Annotated in this window: 23 protein-coding genes; 6 read left to right on the top strand and 17 right to left on the bottom strand. The window is 69.4% G+C overall.

Translation table 11 applies throughout. The annotated features are described in order from the left end of the window. Positions 1-124: 124 nt before the first annotated feature. From AB0I43_RS30370 to AB0I43_RS30350, 5 genes are all read right to left on the bottom strand, one after another. Entirely contained in the window at positions 125-535 is a 411-nt protein-coding gene (locus AB0I43_RS30370) for an AMP-binding protein (RefSeq protein ID WP_356980310.1), read from the bottom strand. A gap of 147 nt (positions 536-682) precedes the next feature. Next, positions 683-1,867, bottom strand: coding sequence for an FAD-dependent monooxygenase (locus AB0I43_RS30365; RefSeq protein ID WP_356980312.1), 1,185 nt, complete (start codon positions 1,865-1,867; stop codon positions 683-685). 171 nt (positions 1,868-2,038) lie between these two features. Beyond that, positions 2,039-2,686 (bottom strand): PadR family transcriptional regulator, encoded by a 648-nt coding sequence (locus AB0I43_RS30360; protein WP_356980314.1) that lies wholly within the window; start codon positions 2,684-2,686, stop codon positions 2,039-2,041. Between the two features lie 59 nt (positions 2,687-2,745). Further along, entirely contained in the window at positions 2,746-4,785 is a 2,040-nt protein-coding gene (locus AB0I43_RS30355) for an MDR family MFS transporter (protein ID WP_357433047.1), read from the bottom strand. Between the two features lie 51 nt (positions 4,786-4,836). Then, positions 4,837-5,472, bottom strand: coding sequence for a TetR/AcrR family transcriptional regulator (locus AB0I43_RS30350; protein ID WP_356980318.1), 636 nt, complete (start codon positions 5,470-5,472; stop codon positions 4,837-4,839). Positions 5,473-5,851: 379 nt separating this feature from the next. Here AB0I43_RS30350 and AB0I43_RS30345 point away from each other — a divergent pair, with 379 nt between their 5' ends. Further along, positions 5,852-6,811, top strand: a complete 960-nt coding sequence (locus AB0I43_RS30345; RefSeq protein WP_356980320.1) for a sigma-70 family RNA polymerase sigma factor — start codon at positions 5,852-5,854, stop codon at positions 6,809-6,811. Between the two features lie 15 nt (positions 6,812-6,826). Here the strand turns inward: AB0I43_RS30345 and AB0I43_RS30340 are convergent, their stop codons facing one another. Next, positions 6,827-7,459 (bottom strand): TetR/AcrR family transcriptional regulator, encoded by a 633-nt coding sequence (locus tag AB0I43_RS30340; protein ID WP_356980322.1) that lies wholly within the window; start codon positions 7,457-7,459, stop codon positions 6,827-6,829. Between the two features lie 94 nt (positions 7,460-7,553). Between AB0I43_RS30340 and AB0I43_RS30335 the strand changes: the two genes are divergently transcribed. From AB0I43_RS30335 to AB0I43_RS30325, 3 genes are all read left to right on the top strand, one after another. Next, on the top strand, positions 7,554-8,429 hold the full coding sequence (locus AB0I43_RS30335; protein WP_356980324.1) for an oxidoreductase: 876 nt from the start codon (positions 7,554-7,556) through the stop codon (positions 8,427-8,429). A 92-nt stretch (positions 8,430-8,521) separates the two neighbouring features. Further along, on the top strand, positions 8,522-8,968 hold the full coding sequence (locus AB0I43_RS30330; protein WP_356980325.1) for a transcriptional regulator: 447 nt from the start codon (positions 8,522-8,524) through the stop codon (positions 8,966-8,968). Next, positions 8,965-9,306, top strand: coding sequence for a DUF3817 domain-containing protein (locus AB0I43_RS30325; protein WP_356980327.1), 342 nt, complete (start codon positions 8,965-8,967; stop codon positions 9,304-9,306). The genes AB0I43_RS30330 and AB0I43_RS30325 overlap by 4 nt, the downstream gene beginning before the upstream one ends. Here AB0I43_RS30325 and rdgB read toward each other — a convergent pair. The 9 genes from rdgB to clpS form a co-directional block, all read right to left on the bottom strand. Continuing rightward, positions 9,255-9,914, bottom strand: a complete 660-nt coding sequence (gene rdgB / locus AB0I43_RS30320) for an RdgB/HAM1 family non-canonical purine NTP pyrophosphatase (protein WP_357433046.1) — start codon at positions 9,912-9,914, stop codon at positions 9,255-9,257. The two genes, AB0I43_RS30325 and rdgB, sit on opposite strands and share 52 nt — an antisense overlap. Then, a complete protein-coding gene (gene rph / locus AB0I43_RS30315) occupies positions 9,911-10,678 on the bottom strand; it encodes a ribonuclease PH (RefSeq protein WP_356980331.1) in 768 nt (255 codons plus the stop codon). Before rph ends, rdgB begins: the two co-directional genes overlap by 4 nt. A 47-nt stretch (positions 10,679-10,725) precedes the next feature. Next, on the bottom strand, positions 10,726-11,490 hold the full coding sequence (locus tag AB0I43_RS30310) for a cyclic nucleotide-degrading phosphodiesterase (protein ID WP_356980333.1): 765 nt from the start codon (positions 11,488-11,490) through the stop codon (positions 10,726-10,728). Between the two features lie 84 nt (positions 11,491-11,574). Continuing rightward, on the bottom strand, positions 11,575-12,252 hold the full coding sequence (locus AB0I43_RS30305; RefSeq protein WP_356980335.1) for a rhomboid family intramembrane serine protease: 678 nt from the start codon (positions 12,250-12,252) through the stop codon (positions 11,575-11,577). Between the two features lie 73 nt (positions 12,253-12,325). Beyond that, positions 12,326-13,288, bottom strand: a complete 963-nt coding sequence (locus AB0I43_RS30300; RefSeq protein ID WP_356980336.1) for a cysteine synthase — start codon at positions 13,286-13,288, stop codon at positions 12,326-12,328. Between the two features lie 8 nt (positions 13,289-13,296). Next, positions 13,297-13,569 carry a MoaD/ThiS family protein gene (locus AB0I43_RS30295; RefSeq protein WP_356980338.1) on the bottom strand — a complete coding sequence of 91 codons (273 nt, stop codon included), beginning with the start codon at positions 13,567-13,569 and terminating at the stop codon, positions 13,297-13,299. A 25-nt stretch (positions 13,570-13,594) separates the two neighbouring features. Further along, the gene (locus tag AB0I43_RS30290) at positions 13,595-14,008 is read right to left on the bottom strand and encodes a M67 family metallopeptidase (protein ID WP_356980340.1); all 414 of its coding nucleotides are present in this window, start codon (positions 14,006-14,008) and stop codon (positions 13,595-13,597) included. 200 nt (positions 14,009-14,208) lie between these two features. Then, positions 14,209-14,781, bottom strand: a complete 573-nt coding sequence (locus tag AB0I43_RS30285) for a DUF2017 domain-containing protein (protein WP_356980341.1) — start codon at positions 14,779-14,781, stop codon at positions 14,209-14,211. A 23-nt stretch (positions 14,782-14,804) separates the two neighbouring features. Continuing rightward, positions 14,805-15,131 (bottom strand): ATP-dependent Clp protease adapter ClpS, encoded by a 327-nt coding sequence (gene clpS / locus AB0I43_RS30280; protein ID WP_356980342.1) that lies wholly within the window; start codon positions 15,129-15,131, stop codon positions 14,805-14,807. 84 nt (positions 15,132-15,215) lie between these two features. On the opposite strand from clpS, the gene AB0I43_RS30275 reads away from it, so the two are divergent. Beyond that, positions 15,216-16,517: a nicotinate phosphoribosyltransferase gene (locus AB0I43_RS30275; protein WP_356980344.1), complete on the top strand. Its 1,302-nt coding sequence runs from the start codon at positions 15,216-15,218 to the stop codon at positions 16,515-16,517. Here the strand turns inward: AB0I43_RS30275 and AB0I43_RS30270 are convergent, their stop codons facing one another. Both AB0I43_RS30270 and AB0I43_RS30265 read right to left on the bottom strand, forming a co-directional pair. Continuing rightward, positions 16,518-16,745 carry a hypothetical protein gene (locus AB0I43_RS30270; protein ID WP_356980346.1) on the bottom strand — a complete coding sequence of 76 codons (228 nt, stop codon included), beginning with the start codon at positions 16,743-16,745 and terminating at the stop codon, positions 16,518-16,520. A gap of 29 nt (positions 16,746-16,774) precedes the next feature. After that, entirely contained in the window at positions 16,775-16,978 is a 204-nt protein-coding gene (locus tag AB0I43_RS30265; RefSeq protein ID WP_356980348.1) for a hypothetical protein, read from the bottom strand. Positions 16,979-17,068: 90 nt separating this feature from the next. On the opposite strand from AB0I43_RS30265, the gene AB0I43_RS30260 reads away from it, so the two are divergent. Beyond that, positions 17,069-17,632 (top strand): nicotinamidase, encoded by a 564-nt coding sequence (locus tag AB0I43_RS30260; protein WP_356980350.1) that lies wholly within the window; start codon positions 17,069-17,071, stop codon positions 17,630-17,632. Positions 17,633-17,644: the final 12 nt, after the last annotated feature.

Genomic DNA, 17,644 nt, shown 5'->3' with positions numbered 1-17,644 from the left:
GATATTCGACCAGCGTGCGCGTGTATTTCTTTCCTCGGGAGTCTATCTCGCGGCGATACGCGGATAACTTGAAATGCGCTCAACGCACTACGGACGGACACCGTTGTCCGTCCGTAGTTCTGGCTCAGCAGGCGTGCGGCACGTGGAACAGATCCGCCTCGGTGATCGGCGCGTCCGAGCCGGTGAGGTAACCCACCAGGGTGGAGCGATCGTCGAGCACCAGCCAGTCGATCGCGTCGGTCAGCGCGCCGCGATCCTCCTTGGTGGTGACGCCGAGCCGTCCGCCGAGCGCGGCCGAGTCGGCGGAAACCACGGTGGCGCCGATCTTTTCGATCGCCCACCGGGTCACCACGAACTCGACGGCCGGGTCGACCGCCACGGCGATCCGGGTGCCGGGCGCGGCGCCGCGCGCCAGCAGCACCCGGGCCAGCCGGTTGGACCAGCGGTCCAGGTGGTCGCGGTCGGTGTCGAGGGTGGACACCGCCAGCGCCTGGCCAGCGCCGGTGCGGTTCTGGGAGAGGTTCGCGGTGTACATGGGGTCCTCCGAAGTCGTAATCCGTATCTTGTTGACGACTTCTAATTTCCCCTGTTCAGACGCCTCTCGACAGGAACCCCAGTGCTGGCGCACGCAACCCCCGGGGGTGAGCGATTCCCCACCCAAGGGTGCGAAACGGCGCTGGAATCACCCGGCGACCGGTGCGTCCCACTGGATCCGGTAGCGCTGCTCGGTGCCGAGCTGCTTCTCCGGATCCATCAACCGGAACATCACCGGCATCACCAGATTCATCATCTTGCGCGCCATCGGACCCGGCGTCTTGCTGTGGTTGATCTTGGCGGCCCGCTGGGCGACGCCCTCCACCCGCGCTCGCCGCAGCCCCTCGTACGCCGCGAACGCCCGCTCGTGCGGCAGGTCGCGCAGGCAGCGGGCCAGCTGGATCGCGCTCTCGATGCCGAGCGAGGCGCCCTGCCCGGAGCTGTTGGACGGCGCGTGCACCGAATCCCCCGCCAGCACCATGCGGCCCCGGTACCAGTGCGGCACCGGCGGCATGATGTGCAGCGCGCCGGCGACCTCGAGGTTGTCGGTGGTGGTCGCCGCGACGAGCACGCCGCCCGCCGCGTCCGCGCCGTAGGTCTCGCGCAGGACGCCCAGCCAGTGCTCGTTCGGGATGGCCCGCGCCTCGGTCAGCGAAAGGTACTGCTTGCTGGGCAGATTCGCGCCCCACATGAAGCGGCCGTCGCCGAGCGCGCCGTACAGGTAGTACGCCCGCTTGCCGAAGGCGAACACCATCACCCCCGGCGGGGTGTCGAGGTCGCATTCGACGATCGCGCCGAAGCCCAGCATTCCGGTGTAGTCCGGGCCGGGCGCCTGTGGATCGATCAGGCGCCGCACGGTGGAGCGGATGCCGTCCGCGCCGATCAGCACATCGCCGGTGGCGGTGCTGCCGTCGGCGAAGTGCGCGGTGACGCCGTCGGCGTGCTCCTCGACGCGGACCAGGCGCTTGTCGTATTCGAACGGCACGCCCGCGGCGACGGCGTGGTCGTGCAGGGTGCGGTGCAGTTCGCTGCGGTCGACCATCTGCAACGGCTCCGAGCCGGGCAGGCTGGGCACCTGGTGGGTTTTGCCGCCGACCGAGAGACGGGCTCCCGGAATCGGAACGGCGATGTCGCGCACCGGATCTCCGGCACCGACCAGATCGAGGGCGGCCAGCCCGTTGGCGGCGAGCGCGAGGCCGCTGCCGATATTGAAGGCGGGCCCGGGGTAGGCCTCGAAGACGCGGGCGGCGATGCCCGCCTTGTGCAGTGCGGTGGCCGCGACCGGGCCGGCGATGCCGCCGCCGATCACCAGGGCGGAACGTGTGGTGGACATGGTTGTACTCCGAATCGAGGTGTTCGAGGTTCCTCGAAACGCCCCGCGGCGCATCCCGCTATCCTGTGGTTGCCAAACCTTGGGCTGGGTGCGCGTACGCGGGCACGGTTCGAGACGGTTAGCTCGAGCTCGGCGGTGGTGTTGCCGCACCTCCGCTGAGCCCGGGTCTGTCTACTGCGGTGTCTCCCCCCTCTCCACCTGGTCGAAGAATTCGGCCGGATCGATGTTGTCGGCGTGTACGCGCCGCCAGAACTCCAAGTCGGGAAAAGTGCCCTCGGCCAGTTCGGCGCGGAAGGACCGCGCCCACTCGACCTCCGCACTCAGCATGGCCAGGCCGTATTCGGTCTCGACGGTAAACATCCGCGGCAGCTTGCCCACCAGCGCGCCCAGCTCCTGCCGGATACCCGCGATCGTCTCGTCCAGGACGGCGATCCTCCGGCCGAGCAGTTCGATCACCAGATCGGGCGGCAGCGCGCCGAGGATCGAGAGCCCGGCGGTGAACCGTGACGCCTCCAGATCCGGGTCGGCGATCAACTCCGCGGTCCAATCCCGCATTTCGGTTCGACCGGCCTCGGTGATCCGGTAGATCACCCGTTCGGGCCGGGCGCCGTCGCGCTCGCTGCCGATCGCCTCCAGAAATCCGGCCTTGGCCATGTTCTGCACAACCGTGTACAGCGAGCCCCATTTGATGTCCATGTCGCGGTCTTTGCCGCGCTCCTTGAGCTTCGACGCGATCTCGTAGCGGTGCATCGGCCGCTCCACGATCACCGACAGCACCGCCAGCGCCAGCAGGTTGTTGACCTTGCGTTTGGTAGCCATCGCGCCTCCTTACTCGTCTACGAATATACGTCTACGAGTAATCGGCGGCAAGGGTGCGATCAGACCACTTTCGCGGTGTCGGCCTCCTGGAACGCCTCGTCCAGCAGCTTCGCGGCGAGGTTGTCCAGGGCCTGATCGAGCAGTGCGCGATCCGCCGGATCCCGGTTGTCCCAGTCCTCGAGCTGGGTGTCCAGCCAGCGCCGCCACGCCGCGCGCACCTGCTCCACCTCCAGCAGCCCGTCCGCCGTCAGGCGCAGGCTGCCGTCCTCGGCCTCCAGGTGATCGGTGCCGATGAGCCGCACGAAGACCGGCTCGAGCACCTCGTCCGGGACGTGGTGGAGCTGCGCGATCGCGGCGATGGTGGCCCGGCCCCGCACCCGGTTCACCATGTAGACCTGCCCCAGCGCCCACGCCTGGCCCCGCGTCAGTCCGCTGCCCGAATCCGCCAGAACGGCGGGGCCGATAGTCTTGTCCCGCTTGGCTTTACGCATCACCTGGGAGACGCTCTGCTCCAGCAGCAGCACCCGATCCGAGCTGTTGGGCATCGAGAAGCCCTCGCCCACATCCGATGCCCCGCCGCGCACGCTGTCGCGCAGCGGCACCTGCTTCAGGAACCACGCCACCACGAAGCCCAGCAGCGCGACCGGCACCACCCACTGGAAGACGAAGTCGATCGCCTCGGCATACGCGTCGATGATCGGGGCGGCCTGCTCGATCGGCAGCCGGCGCAGCGCCTCCGGACTGGAGGCGACCTGCGGCGGCACCCCGGGCGAACGTTCCAGCGCCGCCGCCAGATTCGGGGTGAGCTGGTTGGTGTAGAGCGTGCCGAAGATGGTGGCGCCGAAGGCGCTGCCGAGTGTGCGGAAGAACGTGACGCCGGAGGTGGCCGTGCCCAGATCGGCGTAGGGCACCGTGTTCTGCACCACGATCGTGAGCACCTGCATGGACAGACCGATGCCCATGCCCAGCACCAGCATGTACAGCGACTCGCGCCAGGTGCCCGTGGACCGGCCCATGGTCGACATCAGGAACAGCCCGAGCGCCATCACCGCGGTGCCGACGATCGGAAAGTATTTGTAGCGGCCGGTTTTCGCCACCACCTGACCGGACAGAATCGAGGTGAACATCAGGCCCACCACCAGCGGCAGCGTGCGCACGCCGGACATGGTCGCCGAAACGCCGTCCACGTACTGGAAGTAGGCGGGCAGGAAGGTCATCGAGCCGATCATCGCGAAGCCGACGATGAAGCTCAGGATCGAGCAGACGGTGAAGACGTTGCTGCGGAACAGCTTCATCGGCAGCATCGGCTCGCGAGCCCGCAGCTCCACCGCCACGAAGGCCGCGAGCAGCACCGCCGACGCCACGAACAGCGCGAGGATCTGCCAAGAGCCCCAGGGGTATTCCTGCCCGCCGAACTCCAGGCCGAGGATCAGGCAGGAGACGCCGGCCGCGACCAGGCCGATGCCCGCGTAGTCGATGATCGGGCGGGCGGCGGCCCGCACGTGCGGAATGGTCCGCGCCGCCAGCGCGATCATGATGATCGCGATCGGCACGTTGACGTAGAAGCACCACCGCCAGCTGGCGTGGTCGGTGAACAGGCCGCCGAGGGTGGGCCCCACCACCGTGGTGACGCCGAACACCGCGCCGAGCGCGCCCTGGTACTTGCCGCGCTCGCGCAGCGGGATGGTGTCGGCGATGAGCGCCATCGCGGTCACCATCAGGCCGCCCGCGCCGACGCCCTGGATGCCGCGCGCGACGATCAGCAGCAGCATGTCGTGCGCGAGCCCGGCCAGCGCCGACCCCGCGATGAAGATGACGGCGCTGACCTGGAAGATCAGCTTGCGGCCGAACAGGTCGCCGAGCTTGCCCGCCAGCGCCGTCGACACGGCCTCGGTGAGCATGTAGGCCGTCACCACCCAGGCCATGTGCCCGGCTCCGCCGAGGTCGGCGACGATGCTGGGCAGGGCCGCCGACACGATCGTCTGGTCCAGCGCGGCCATCAGCATGCCCAGCACGATGGTGCCGAAGATGAGGTTGATCCGGGCGCGACTCAGCGCTGCGGAGGCGGGCTTTTCGGCGACAGCAACTGCCTCGGTCATGGGCCCAGTATGGTCTGACGCCGTCACCCCGCCCCTATAGCGACACGGCAGCTAATCAGCGCGAACGGCGTAGTCGGCCAGCGCGGGCGCCAGGGCGGCGAAGGCGGCGGCGGTGTATTCGGTCAGCGCCGTGGCGATCTCGTCGTTGCTCTGACCGTCGAGCGTGCGCCGCATGGTTTCGGCGAACAGCACCCGGTGCACGCCCGCCAGCAGTGCCGCCGCGACTCGGGGCGCGATTTCCTCGGCGGGCGCGTCCGTCTCCGCCGCGAGCGCGCGCGCCAGCGCCGCTTCCCGGTCCTCGTGGAACTCGCGCAGCCGCGCCGTCAGCGCCGGACTGTCGGCGATCATCCGAGCGAAGACCGGACCGGAGAAACCCACCACGGGATCCTGCCGGGCCACCGCTGCCAGATACTCCTGCCGCAGGGCCGTCAGCGCGGACTCCCCCGGCGCCCGGTCGCGCACGATCGTAGCGAGCTGTTCGACGAAGACCTCGCCCAGATCCAGCGCCAGATCCTCCTTGCGCGGGAAGTAGTTGGTCACCGTCATCTTGGCGACGTCGGCGGCCGCCGCGACCTCGGCGATGGTCACCTTGTCGAAGCCGCGCTCCAGGAACAGCTGCGTCGCCTGATCGGAGATGTGCTGCCTGGTCTGCTGTTTCTTGCGCGCTCGGAGTCCGGGTTCGGTCATGCGGACAGCCTAGCTGAATCCGTCATAAATTTATACTTGACATATTTTTAGGTCTGTTCTAATTTTGTCTTCGTTGCCGGCGACGGCACGCGATCGAAGGAGAAATCTCGCGCATGATTCACGCCCCTGGCACCGCGGCCCCCACCTCGCGATTCCCGGCCGCGCCGAGCACCCGGCGCGACCTCCGCCGCGAAGGGCCGCGGCAGCCGCAAACGCGACGTCCGCAGGTGCGGCGTCCCCTGCGGATTCCCGGTCGGTAGAAGTCCGCCGTCGCGGAATATTCCGCCCCTCGGTGCGCTTCTACCAGGCACTGATCCGCACCGGCCCCCGCCCGCGCATCGGCGCGCACTGGTTGTCTCCACGATCGAAAGGCCCACCCATGCCTCAGTTCTGCGCCACCCGCCGGCTCGCCCCGATCTCCGGCTCGGTCAGCGAGGATCCCGTCAAGGACTACCTGCGCGCCATCGGCCGCACACCGCTGCTCACGGCCGGTGAGGAAGTCGAACTGGCCGAGCACATCCAGGCCGGCCTGCAAGCCCGGCAACGCCTGGACGAAGCCGGCGACCTGGACACCGCCACCCGGCGCGCGCTGCGACGCACGGCCACCGAGGGCGAGCGCGCCAAGGAGCACATGGTCGAGGCCAACCTGCGACTGGTCGTCTCGATCGCCAAGCGCTATCCGCTGCCGACGGGCATGTCACTGCTGGATCTGGTGCAGGAGGGCACCTTCGGCCTGATTCGCGCGATCGAGAAGTTCGAACCCGAGCGCGGCCTGAAGCTGTCCACCTACGCCACCTGGTGGATCCGCCAGGCGATCGGCCGGGCGCTGGCCGATCAGGGCCGCACCATTCGCATCCCGGTGCACGTGGTGGAGGTGCTGAACAAGGTCACCCGCGCGCAGCGCACGCTCTCGCAGCAGCTGGGCCGGGTGGCCACCCCGGCCGAGATCGCCGCGGAGCTGGAGCTTTCGGTCACCCAGGTGGAGGAGGTCATGCGCCACGGCCGCACCCCGATCTCGCTGCACACCCCGGTCGGCGACGAGGACGACACCGAGCTGGGCAGCCTGATCGCCGACAACGCCCCGGACCCGGCCGAACTGGTCGCCGACGGTCAGGTACGCGGGCGGCTGGACGCGGTGCTCGCGACGCTCAGCGACCGGGAACGCGAGGTGATCCTGCTGCGCTACGGGCTCGATCGCGCCGGCGAACCCCGCACCCTGGAGCAGGTCGGCACCGCGCTCGGCGTCTCCCGGGAGCGGATCCGGCAGCTGGAGGCGAAAGCGCTGGGCAAGCTGCGCCAGCCCAGCCGCGCGCGCACCCTCGCTGACATGCTCGGCTGAGCACGCCGCGCGAAGCTAGCGCGGCGGCTCGATCAGTGCCAGCGAGATCGGCACCAGCAGGTCGACGAGCGCGTCCACCGGCGGGCGCGGGTCGGCCAGCAGCCATTCGTGTGCGAGACCGTTGATCGCCCCGATCAGCGCGGACGCGCCCAGGTGCGTGCCGCCGCGCAGGCGGCCGCCGGGCGCGACCCGCGGGATCACCACCGATTCCACCAGCCGCGCCCACTTGTGCCGGCGGGCGCGGCGGTGCGTCTCCATCCGCTCGCTGACCCCGACCACCTCGATGAAGGCGACCTTGGCGCGGAACGGATCCGAGCCGATCGACCCGAGGTAGGCCGACATCGAGGTGTGCATCGCCGCGAGCGCGTCGCCGGCCGGATCCAAAGCGCGCACCGCGGCGATCACCGTGGCGGCGGCCTCGTCCTGGATCCGGTCGTAGGCGGCGACCAGGACGTCCTCCCTGGTCTGGAACTCTTCGTAGAACTGCCTTTTGGACAGCCCGGCGGCCGCGCACACGTCGGCGAGCGAGCAGTCGGTGTAGCCTCGCTCGGCGAAGATGCGGGTCGCGGCGTCCAGGAACCGTAGCCGGCGTTCGGCTTTGCGTTCGGTGACGGCGCGTCCGCCGTATTGCCTGCCCACGGTTGTCACCCGCTTCACGGTACTCAGCCGGTCCAGGGCGTATTGTCTGAGTCAATTACGCCGCGCCCTTCCCTCGGAACTTACTCCAGAGTAAGGTTGGCGCATGGCGTGGAAACCAACACAGATCCCGGATCAAACCGGGCGCACCTTTGTCATCACCGGCGCGAACGGCGGTCTGGGGACGGAGACCACCAAAGTCCTCGCCGCCAAGGGCGCCACGGTCATCATGGCGTGCCGTAACGCCGAGAAGGCCCGATCCGTCGCCGACGCCATCCCCGGCGACGTACGCACCGCGACGCTGGATCTGGCCGACCTGGATTCGGTGCGCAAGTTCGCCGATGCCTCCGGCGAGTTCGACGTCCTGATCAACAACGCGGGCCTGATGAACGTGCCGTTCTCGCGCACCAAGGACGGCTTCGAAACCCAGTGGGGCGTCAACCATCTCGGGCACTACGCGCTCACCGGCCTGCTGCTCGACCGGATCCGGGATCGCGTCGTCACGCTGGCCAGCATCGCGCACAAGCAGACCCCGAAGTTCTGGGCCGACGACCTGAACTACGAGCACCGCCGCTACCAGCGCAACCTGGCCTACGCCCAGGCCAAGCTGTCGAACCTGATGTTCGCCCGCGAGCTCCAGCGCCGCCTGCGCGAGGCCGGTTCCGGCAAGCGCTCCTACGGCGTGCACCCCGGCGTCTCGGCCACCGACCTGTTCGCCCGCACCGAGACCCCGCTGGACTGGGTCAGCAAGCCCTTCATCCGCCTGGTCGGCCACCCGCCCGCCAAGGCCGCCCACTCCACCCTCTTCGCCGCCACCGAAGCCGACGCCGACCCCGAGACCTACTGGGGGCCGACCCGCTACTTCCAGAGCCAGGGCCCGGTGGAGCCGTCGCCGTCGAGCAAGCTCTCCCAGGACCGCGAGCTCTGGCGGCGACTGTGGGAAGAGTCCGAGCGCCTGACCGGGGTCACCTACAAGTTCTGAGCGCGGCGCGCCCGTCGTCCCGGTCCGATGCGGCCGGGACGACGCACGTCGGCCCCGACCTGCTCCTACGGGCGCTGTAGTAGACGGGTACCGTGGTAGCCGTGTCTGCTCCTCCCCGCCGCTCGGCACACAATCGCCCGGCTCTCATCGCCTTGGTCATCGTGTCGGCGGCCGCCTGCCTGGCGCTGGGCTGGTGGCAGTGGGAGCGCTTCGAGTCGGCCAGCGGCACCGGACAGAATCTCGGATACGCGCTGCAGTGGCCGCTGTTCGCCGGTTTCGCGGTCTTCGCCTATTTCCGCTTCGTGCGGCTGGAACGCGAATCCGAGGAAACCGGGGAAGACACGCCCAGGATCTCGAAACCCGTTGCGCCCCGGGAAATCCCGGCCGGAGTCCTGCCGGAGCGCCCGCGGGCCGCGCGCGACGACGACCCGGTCCTGGCCGAGTACAACGACTACCTAGCCCGATTGCACGCCCAAGATATCGCCGCCCAGGTCCGCGAGGCCGGCCTGGACGACCGCACCGAGAGGAGCGCCGGATGAGCGCCACCGAGACCGCGCCCGGCGCGAAGACGCAGAAGATCGCGGCGGCCCTCACCCGCTACCGCGCCCTGGCCTGGATCACCGGCCTCTGGCTGCTGCTGCTCACCGGCGAGATGGTCGCCAAGTACGGCTTCGGCGTCGACACCCCGAGCTGGATCGCCGTCGTGCACGGCTGGGTCTACTTCGCCTACCTGCTGGTCACCGCCGATCTCGCGGTCAAGGTGCGCTGGCCGCTGGCCCGCACCGTCGGCACGCTGATCGCCGGCACCATCCCGTTCCTGTCCTTCTACGTCGAGCACGTGAACGCGCAGAAGGTCAAGCAAGAATTCGGGGTCTGAGCGGGTAAGGCCAGCGCCGACAGGGCGGGCAGCAGCTGCTTCAAGGCGCGCCCGCGATGTGACACCGCGTCCTTCTCGGCCGGGGTCAGCTGCGCCGCGGAGACCTCGCCACCGTCCGGAACGAACAGCGGGTCGTAACCGAAACCGCCGTCGCCGCGCGGCGCCCGATCCACCCGGCCCGGCCACTCGCCGCGCACCACGATCTCCTCGCCGCCGGGCACCACCAGCGCACAGGTGGACACGAACTGCGCGCCCCGCCGCTCGTCGGGCACGTCGCCGAGCTGCGCGAGCAGCAGCGCGTTGTTGGCCGCGTCGTCACCGTGGCCGCCGGCCCAGCGGGCCGAGAGCACGCCCGGCATGCCGTTCAGGGCGTCCACCGCGATACCGGAATCGTCCGCGACGCAGGGCAATCCGGTCGCGGCCGCCCCGTCGCGCGCCTTGGCCAGGGCATTCTCCTCGAAGGTCGCGCCGGTCTCCGGGGCCTCCGGATACGGCGGCACGTCGTCGAGGCCGACGATCTCGATGCCCGCGATCCCCGCGTCGGCGAGGATGCGGCGAAGTTCGTTGAGCTTCTTGGCGTTCCGGCTGGCGACGAGGACCCTGCTCACTTGCGCTTCTCCACCGGCTCCGGCAGCACGCCCGGGTACGGGAGCCCCAGCGCTTCCTTCTGTAACGCGAAGATCTGCTCGCACCCCGCCAGCGCCGAGTCGAGCATCTTGTCCAGGGTGGAGCGGGGGAAGGTGGCGCCCTCGCCGGTGCCCTGGATCTCCACGAGCGTTCCGGTGTCGGTGGCGACCACGTTCATGTCGACCTCGGCGCGCGAATCCTCCTCGTAGGGCAGGTCCAGCCGCACCCGGCCGTCGACGACGCCGACGCTGACCGCGGCGATCGCGCAGGAGATCGGCTGCGGATCGGTCAGGCGACCGGCCGCGGCGAGGTAGGTGACCGCGTCGGACAGCGCGACGTAGGCGCCGGTGATCGCGGCGGTGCGGGTGCCGCCGTCGGCCTGCAGCACATCGCAGTCGATGGCGATGGTGTTCTCGCCGATGGCGGCGAGATCGATGCAGGCGCGCAGCGACCGGCCGATCAGCCGGCTGATCTCCTGGGTGCGTCCGCCGACCTTGCCCTTCACCGACTCCCGCCCGGAGCGGGTGTGGGTGGCGGCGGGCAGCATCGCGTACTCGGCGGTGAGCCAGCCCAGCCCGGACTCGCGCCGCCACGGCGGCACGCCCTCGGTCACGCTCGCGGTGCACATCACCCGCGTCTGCCCGAATTCCACCAGCACCGAGCCCGCCGGGTGCGTGGTGAATCCCCGGGTGATCCGTACCTCGCGGAGTTCGTCGTCCGCCCTGCCATCAGCTCGTCTCGACACCGGCTGAGCTTAACCGGATCGCGTCCTCCGGGGAGATGGCGGGCCGCTCAGATGTCGAAGGTCTCGCCCGGGGCGACGGCGTGCACGGGACCGGCGAAGGCGGCCTTCGCCTCGGCGATCACGTCTTCGCGCGAGGTCCACGGCGGGATGTGGGTGAGCAGCAGCTCCTTCACCCCGGCCCGGGTCGCGATCTCCCCCGCCTCGGTGCCCGAAAGATGAATCCCGGGTGGGCGATTGGCCGGATCGTGCGTCCAGGAGGCTTCCGACATCAGGATGTCGGCGCCCTGCGCCAGCTCCAGCACCGCGTCGCACATGGCGGTGTCGCCGGTATAGACGAAGGTCTTGCCCGCCTTGGTGGTGATGCGCAGACCGTAGGACTCCGGCGGGTGGAACATCCGCCGGGCCTCCACGACGTGGCCGGGACCGAACTCGACCGGGGCGTTCTCGGCCCAGGCCCGATGGTCGATCACATCGGACCAGTCGTCGCATTCGCCGCCGACCTCGGCCGAGGCGTTGCCGATTCGCAGCGGCGCGTCGGACGGGCCGCGCACGATGGCCTTGCCGACCGGCGGCGTCGGGTGGTAACGCCGCCACACCAGCAGGCCCGGCAGGTCCAGGCAGTGATCGGCGTGCAGATGGGTGAGGAAGATGTCGACCTCGCCCGGGTCGGCGTAGCGTTGCAGCGCACCGAGCACACCGGGTCCGAAATCGATGACCACCGGCCGCATATCCGGTCCGGTCAGCAGGTACCCCGACGCTGGGGAGTCCGGGCCGGACACACTGCCCGAGCACCCGAGGACGGTAAGGCGCATTCCCTCATGCTGCCACGACGAATTTTCGGTCACCAACGGATCCCCCACATTCGGCTGAATCGTCGCAAAGAATGGTCAACGGCCTCACCTGGGCCGCCCGGTGACCTTCGGCAGATCGCTGCGGCGGCTTCGGCGTGCATCACCAGAGAGTACCCAGCCCGCGAGCAGTCCACCCAACGCGCCGAAAAGATGGCCCTGCCAAGATATTCCGGGCTGTCCCGGCAGCACTCCCCACAGCGCCGAACCGTAGATCACGAAGATGACCAGTCCGAGCAGGATCTGGCCGATATCGCGGGCGAACCAGCCGCGCGAGATCAGGTAGGTCAGCCAGCCGAAGATCAGCGACGACGCGCCGATGTGCACGCTGTACTCCGGCCCGATCAGCCAGGTGCCGACGCCCGCCACCACCCAGATGATCGCGGTGGCGGCCAGCCCGCGGGCGATCCCGCTGAGCAGCACCAGGAACCCGAGCACCAGCACCGGCACCGTATTGCCGAGCAGGTGCGGCCACCCGCCGTGCAGCAGCGGCGCCCACAGGATGCCCCAGAGACCGTCGGCCTCCCGCGGCTCGATCCCGGCCTGCTCCAGGCGGCCGTTTTCCAGCGTGTCGACGCCCTCGATCCCGTAGAGCAGTGCGACGAAACCGAGGATCAACACCGCGGCCTGCGCCCAGACCCGCTGCCCGAGACCGCCGCCGGACGACCGGCCGCGCAACCGCGCGATCCGGTCCGGATCGAACGAGGCCCCCATACCGCCGGCCATGACTACCTCCTGGTCCGGGACGCCCGAGCGCGACGCCCCGCCCTACCGAGGGTACCGGGGCGGCAGGTGCGACTCAGGCCCAGAGCTGGCCGTCCAGACGCTCCTCGGCCTCCTCCAGCGTGCCGTCGTAGGCACCGGTGGACAGGTACTTCCAGCCGCCGTCGGCGACCACGAACGCGATGTCGGCGCGCTTGCCCGCCTTAACCGCCTTGCGGGCGACACCGAGCGCCGCGTGCAGGATGGCGCCGGTCGAGATACCCGCGAAAATCCCTTCCTCCAAGACCAATTCGCGCGTGCGCTTGACCGCGTCGAACGGCCCCACCGAGAACCGGGTGGTGAGCACCGATTCGTCGTACAGCTCGGGTATGAAGCCCTCGTCGATATTGCGCAGCCCGTACACCAGCTCGCCGTAGCGCGGTTCGGCGGCGACGATCTCGATGTCCGGCACCTTCTCGCGCAGGAAACGCCCGGTGCCCATGAGCGTTCCGGTGGTGCCGAGCCCGGCCACGAAATGGGTGATCTCGGGCAGGTCGGCGAGGATCTCCGGGCCGGTGGTCTCGTAGTGCGCGAGCGCGTTGGCCGGGTTGCCGTACTGGTAGAGCATCACCCAGTCGGGATGCTCGGCGGCGATCTGCTTGGCCTTGGCCACCGCCTGATTGGACCCGCCGGCGGCGGGCGAATCGATGATCTCCGCACCGAACATGGTGAGCAGCTGACGCCGCTCCACCGAGGTGTTCTCCGGCATCACGCAGACCAGGCGGTAGCCCTTCAGCTTGGCCGCCATCGCCAGCGAGATGCCGGTGTTGCCGCTGGTGGGTTCCAGGATGGTGCAGCCGGGGGTGAGCCTGCCCTCGGCCTCGGCCTGCTCGATCATCCGCAGCGCCGGACGGTCTTTGATCGATCCGGTGGGGTTGCGGTCCTCGAGCTTGGCCCACAGGCGGACATGGTCGTCGCCGTCCCACTGCGGAGACAGGGTGCGCAACCCGACCAGCGGGGTGTCGCCGAGGGTCGCGATCAGCGATTCATAGCGCGCCACGGCGGAATCTAGCCTCCGGCGACGGCGGGCAGGATGGTGACGGACGCGCCCTCGGGCACCTCCGCCGCGAGCCCGCCGGAGAACCGCACGTCCTCGTCGTCGACATAGATGTTGACGAAGCGATTCAGCTTGCCGTCCTTGAGCAGTCGCTCGGCCAGGCCGGGATGGTTGGCGTCGAGGTCGGTGATCAGGGCCGACAGCGTCTCGCCGCTGGCCTGCACCCGCTTCTCGCCGCCGGTGAGGCTGCGCATGATGGTCGGGATGGACACGGTTACCGACATGGGAACTCCTCGATTTCCTGGTGATTTAGTACGCGTCGACGATCTGCACGGGCTCTTCGGTGACCACGCCGTCCAGGATCCGGTAGCTGCGCAGCTCGTGCTGCTCGGGATCGCGGGTGGAAATCAGCACGTAGTGCGCGTCGGGTTCGGACGCGAAGGAGATGTCGGTGCGGCTCGGGTAGGCCTCGGTCGCGGTGTGCGAGTGGTAGATCACCACCGGCGTCTCGTCGGCGTCGTCCATCGCGCGCCAAACCTTCAGCTGTTCACCGGAATCGAACCGGTAGAAGGTGGGCGAGCGCTCGGCGTTGATCATGGCGACGAAGCGCTCGGGCCGGTCCGAACCCTCGGGCCCGGCGATGATGCCGCAGGCCTCGTCCGGGTGGTCGGCGCGCGCGTGCGCCACCATCGCGTCCACGAGGTCGCTCTTGATCACCAGCACCAGTCGAACCCTTCCATACCCCGGCCGTCCCAGCCGACAACCCACCACGATATTCACCTATTCCCGGCATCCCCCGGCCGGACCCGGCCGGGGTGACCTGCCCCACAGCGCACCGCGCCGCAGCCGATAGGAAGAAACGAATCGAGTTGCGCACGGGGTTGCCCGGACCATCGCCGCCCCTCGAGCGGAACCCGGCGCGCCTACTCCGGCGACAGCGCCTGCAGCAGCGAGTCCTGCATCCAGGTGAGCCAGTGGTAGACGTCCAGATGCACGCCCCGCGGGTCCCCGGGCTCGTAGTGATCGGGAGTATCAGCGTCGATGTTCAGCACAGTGCCCAAGGCAAGGCGGACATCCGTCAGCGCCGTCAACCACGAATCAGCCTGCTCGGGCGTCAGCGAGATCTTGCCGCCCTCGACGGGGACGGTGTTGAGCACGACCGTGGCGGCCGCGACCTTGGTATCGATGATCTCCGGCTCGTGCAGACCGCGCAGCGCGCTGTTGAGGTCCGAGCGGTCGGCGTCGGGTGACCCGGGTTCGCTGCGGTGGAAGTCCGGCAGCAGGCGCTTGAGGCGCGGGTCGTCGGGCGGGGCGGTGTTGCCACTGCGCAGTCCGGTGAGGGCGGCGAGCTCGTCTTCGGGGGCGGACTGGGCCCGTTCGACCAGCAGCCCGGACACCGCGCCGACCAGCGACCGCAGGACCGCGGCCTCCCGCTGATCCATCTCGGATCGCAGTTTGAGGCCGCTCAGCGAGTTCTTCCGGCTCCACCTACGCACGGTGAGTCAGGGTAGTCGCACAGTCAGTCATCCCGCTGCATCGTGGCCCACAGGCCAGCCGCGTGCAGGCGCCGCACGTCCTGCTCCATCTTGTCCCGCGAACCCGAGGACACCACGGCCTTGCCCTCGTTGTGCACCTGCAGCATCAGCTCGGTGGCCTTCGCCTTGGTGTAGCCGAAGAGCTTCTGGAAGATGTAGGTGACGTAGTGCATCAGGTTCACTGGGTCGTCCCAGACCACCGTCACCCAGGGGCGGTCCTCCGCCTCCAGGATCTCGGTGAACTCGACCGCTTCCGGAGTCGCCTGTGCCGCCGACAGCGTCGTTGTCAGTTCCGATTCGCACAAGGCCATAACGTCCAGGGTACGACTCGACCGGGGCAGGACAACAGGCGCGCGAGAAGGCCACAGGACGATCTCGATGTCTACAGTGGCCCTGTGCAGACACCCAGCACCGCGCTCCTGACGGACCAGTACGAATTGACCATGCTCGCGGCCGCCCTCGCCGACGGCTCGGCCGAGCGGCAGTGCACGTTCGAGGTGTTCGCCCGGCGCTTGCCCAACGGCCGCCGCTACGGCGTCGTCGCGGGGACCGGCCGCGTGCTGGAGGCGCTGGAGCGGTTCCGGTTCGGCCCGGACGAGCTCGCCGTGGTCTCCCGATTCCTGGATACCCGCACTGTCGAGTGGCTGCGCGACTACCGCTTCACCGGCGACATCGACGGCTACGCCGAGGGCGAGCTGTACTTCCCGGGCTCCCCGATCCTGACCGTGCGGGGCAGCTTCGCCGAGGGCGTGGTGCTGGAGACGCTGATCCTGTCCATCCTCAATCACGACAGCGCGATCGCCTCGGCCGCGGCCCGCATGGTCAGCGCCGCCGCCGGCCGCCGGATGATCGAGATGGGTTCGCGGCGCACCCACGAACTGGCCGCGCCGTCCAGTTCCCGGGCCGCCTACCTGGCCGGTTTCGACACCACCTCGAACCTGGAAGCGGCGCGCAGTTTCGGCGTGCCCAGCGCGGGCACCAGCGCGCACGCGTTCACGCTGCTGCACAGCGGCTCGGACGGCGCGCACGAGAAGGAAGCGTTCCGCAGCCAGGTCGAGGCGCAGGGCGTCGGCACGACGCTGCTGGTGGACACCTTCGACATCACCCAGGGCGTGGCCAACGCGATCGCGGTCGCGGGCCCCGAGCTCGGCGGCGTGCGCATCGACTCCGGCGACCTCGGCGTGCTGGCCAAGCAGGTCCGGGACCAGCTCGACGGGCTCGGCGCCACGAAGACGCGCATCGTGGTCTCCGGCGACCTCGACGAATACGCCATCGCCGCGCTGCGCGGCGATCCGGTCGACGTCTACGGCGTCGGCACCTCGCTGGTCACCGGTTCCGGGGCGCCGACGGCGGGCATGGTCTACAAACTCGTCGAGGTCGACGGCGTTCCGGTCGCCAAACGCAGCAGCCACAAGGAGTCGCGCGGCGGCACCAAGAAGGCGATCCGGCTGTCCCGGCACACCGGCACCGTCGTCGAGGAGATCGTCTATCCCGCAACGGGTCCCGCGCCCGCGGCGAACGGATTCGAGGTGCGCGAGTTGCAGGCGCCGCTGGTGCGCGCGGGCCGGGTGCTCGACGACCTGCCGACGCTGGAGCAGAGCCGCGAGCTGGTGCGCCGCGGCCTGGTCAGCCTGCCGTGGGAGGGGCTCAAGCTCTCGGCCGGTGAGCCCGCGATCCCCACGACCTTCGTGCGCTGATCAGCCGCGGCGGCGTTCGTAGAGCAGGCTGCACCCGATGAACAGCGCGGCGAAGATCGCGCCCCGGAGGCCGAGCCAGCCCCATTCGACGCCGTCGACCGGGGGATCGAACAGCAGCCACAGGCCGCTGAAGGCCAGTGCGCAGGCGGTGAACATGACCGCCTGCACCGCCCACAGCGTCAGCGTGCTCCGGACACCGCCGGCGACGCGCTCGAGTTGTTGCGACACAGCGAAAACCAATCGTGAACGGGTCTGGGTTACCGGCGGGCCTTGGCTCGCTTGCGGCGGTTGAGGAACTCGACCGCCAGCGCGGCGACGGCGACCACGGCCAGCGCCCGGATACTCAGATCGATCCAGCCGCCCGCGCTTTCGGGCGGGCCGTCCAGCCACATCGTCACGCCGAGGTACGCGAGATAGCCGATGGCGATGCCGAACACGATGCGAAGAGTGGTGCTGCCCATGTCTTTCCTCCCGGGGCCGAGTAGCGGCGGCACACAGTAATCCGCGCGGCGGTAGCCTTCGTTTACATTCCCGCGCAAAGGAGCCTTGTCATGAACCGGGCGTTGATCATCGTGGACGTGCAGAACGATTTCTGCGAAGGCGGTTCCCTGGCCGTCGCCGGCGGCGCCGCAGTGGCCGAGCGGATCAGCGAGTACGTCGCCACCCGGGATTACGCCGCCGTCGTCGCGACCCGGGATTACCACATCGATCCGGGCCCGCATTTCTCGGCGAATCCGGATTTCGTGGACACCTGGCCACCGCACTGCCGGGTCGGCACGCCGGGCGCGGAATTCCATCCGGGGCTGCGCACCGACCGGATCGAGGAGATCTTCTCCAAAGGCGAATACTCCGCCGCCTATTCGGGTTTCGAGGGTGCCGCGCCGGACGGCAGCACGCTGGCCAAGTGGCTGCGCTCGCGCGATATCGAGGCGGTCGACGTGGTCGGCATCGCGACCGATCACTGCGTGCGCGCCACCGCCCTGGACGCGGAGCGCGCCGGTTTCGACACCCGCGTATTGCTGGACCTCACGGCGGGGGTCGCGCCGGGCACCGTCGACGCCGCGCTCGCGCAGTTGCGCGAGGCGGGAGTGGAGCTGGAGGGGTCGGTCGGCTGACGGGGGTTATTC

This window comes from Nocardia sp. NPDC050435 (assembly GCF_040655395.1).
GTDB lineage: Bacteria > Actinomycetota > Actinomycetes > Mycobacteriales > Mycobacteriaceae > Nocardia.
This window is presented reverse-complemented; position numbering and strand designations above follow the sequence as displayed.

Excerpts from the sequence above, each read along its gene's own strand:
- AB0I43_RS30265 (WP_356980348.1), bottom strand. The coding sequence starts at position 16,978 with ATGGGCAGCACCACTCTTCGCATCGTGTTCGGCATCGCCATCGGCTAT.
- AB0I43_RS30310 (WP_356980333.1), bottom strand. The coding sequence starts at position 11,490 with ATGCGCCTTACCGTCCTCGGGTGCTCGGGCAGTGTGTCCGGCCCGGAC.
- AB0I43_RS30305 (WP_356980335.1), bottom strand. The coding sequence starts at position 12,252 with ATGGCCGGCGGTATGGGGGCCTCGTTCGATCCGGACCGGATCGCGCGG.
- AB0I43_RS30355 (WP_357433047.1), bottom strand. The coding sequence starts at position 4,785 with ATGACCGAGGCAGTTGCTGTCGCCGAAAAGCCCGCCTCCGCAGCGCTG.
- AB0I43_RS30295 (WP_356980338.1), bottom strand. The coding sequence starts at position 13,569 with ATGTCGGTAACCGTGTCCATCCCGACCATCATGCGCAGCCTCACCGGC.
- AB0I43_RS30370 (WP_356980310.1), bottom strand. The coding sequence starts at position 535 with ATGTACACCGCGAACCTCTCCCAGAACCGCACCGGCGCTGGCCAGGCG.
- AB0I43_RS30350 (WP_356980318.1), bottom strand. The coding sequence starts at position 5,472 with ATGACCGAACCCGGACTCCGAGCGCGCAAGAAACAGCAGACCAGGCAG.
- AB0I43_RS30260 (WP_356980350.1), top strand. The coding sequence starts at position 17,069 with ATGAACCGGGCGTTGATCATCGTGGACGTGCAGAACGATTTCTGCGAA.
- AB0I43_RS30360 (WP_356980314.1), bottom strand. The coding sequence starts at position 2,686 with ATGGCTACCAAACGCAAGGTCAACAACCTGCTGGCGCTGGCGGTGCTG.
- AB0I43_RS30345 (WP_356980320.1), top strand. The coding sequence starts at position 5,852 with ATGCCTCAGTTCTGCGCCACCCGCCGGCTCGCCCCGATCTCCGGCTCG.
- AB0I43_RS30325 (WP_356980327.1), top strand. The coding sequence starts at position 8,965 with ATGAGCGCCACCGAGACCGCGCCCGGCGCGAAGACGCAGAAGATCGCG.
- clpS (WP_356980342.1), bottom strand. The coding sequence starts at position 15,131 with ATGGCCTTGTGCGAATCGGAACTGACAACGACGCTGTCGGCGGCACAG.
- AB0I43_RS30365 (WP_356980312.1), bottom strand. The coding sequence starts at position 1,867 with ATGTCCACCACACGTTCCGCCCTGGTGATCGGCGGCGGCATCGCCGGC.
- AB0I43_RS30335 (WP_356980324.1), top strand. The coding sequence starts at position 7,554 with ATGGCGTGGAAACCAACACAGATCCCGGATCAAACCGGGCGCACCTTT.